Raw genomic sequence first — 1,194 nt, forward strand, 5'->3', positions numbered from 1 at the left:
ATTTTTCATAAAAAGACTTGAGTTCAACTTATAAATGCAACTTTTTGGGTGCGGATAATAAGCAATAAAAACATTTATTTTTCAGAGAGGAAAGAGAGACAATGTCCCCCTTTCTCTCACTCTGAATGGATAAAGTTTGCTATCTTTGCTTTAATTGTCCGTCCAAAGAAAAAAAAGTTGCAGATGAGCAAACATATAACCGAGGAACAAAGGTATGCAATTTCTATGATGTTGCAAATACCGATGAGCAAAAAAGCAATAGCGGAAGCTATCGGAGTAGATAAAAGCACTGTTTACAGGGAGATAAAGCGCAATTGCGACGCCCGAAGTGGTAGCTATAGCATGGAGCTTGCCCAGCGAAAAGCAGACAGGCGCAAGCAGCAAAAACATCGCAAGGAAGTGCTTACACCGGCAATGAGAAAACGGATAATAAAGCTGTTGAAGAAAGGATTCAGCCCGGAGCAGATTGTCGGCAGGAGCCGCTTGGAGGGAATTGCGATGGTATCTCACGAAACGATATATCGCTGGATTTGGGAGGATAAGCGGCGGGGTGGCAAACTGCACAAATATCTTCGCAGACAAGGTCGCAGGTATGCCAAACGTGGTTCTAAAAATGCAGGGCGAGGATTTATCCCAGGCAGGGTGGATATTGATGAGCGTCCCGAGATAGTGGAACTGAAGGAGAGATTTGGTGATTTAGAGATAGATACAATTATTGGTAAGAACCACAAAGGTGCCATTCTTACCATTAACGACAGAGCAACAAGCAGGGTCTGGATACGCAAGTTGTCGGGAAAAGAAGCCATCCCGGTAGCTAAGATTGCAGTATGGGCACTGCGGAAAGTGAAAAACTTAATACACACAATTACGGCTGACAATGGAAAGGAGTTTGCAAAGCACGAGGAAATTGCGCAAAAATTGGAAATAAAATTCTATTTTTGCAAACCATACCACTCATGGGAACGTGGTGCCAATGAAAACACCAACGGGCTTATCAGGCAGTATATCCCAAAGGGTAAGGACTTTAGTGAAGTAACCAACAAACAGATTAAGTGGATTGAAAATAAACTCAATAATCGACCTCGTAAAAGACTTGGATACCTCACGCCAAACGAAAAATTTAAACAAATTATTAATCAGAATTCTGTTGCATTTGCAAGTTGAATTCAGCCTTTTTTAATTGTCCATATAACG

General features: G+C 41.6%; 1 protein-coding gene. It reads left to right on the plus strand.

From position 1 onward, the window contains the following. The first annotated feature begins 183 nt into the window (after positions 1 to 183). Entirely contained in the window at positions 184 to 1,164 is a 981-nt protein-coding gene (locus IEY87_RS45285) for an IS30-like element IS4351 family transposase (RefSeq protein WP_005794072.1), read from the plus strand. Positions 1,165 to 1,194 lie beyond the last annotated feature (30 nt).

Source organism: Nonomuraea glycinis (assembly GCF_014646515.1).
Taxonomy (GTDB): Bacteria; Actinomycetota; Actinomycetes; order Streptosporangiales; family Streptosporangiaceae; genus Nonomuraea; species Nonomuraea glycinis.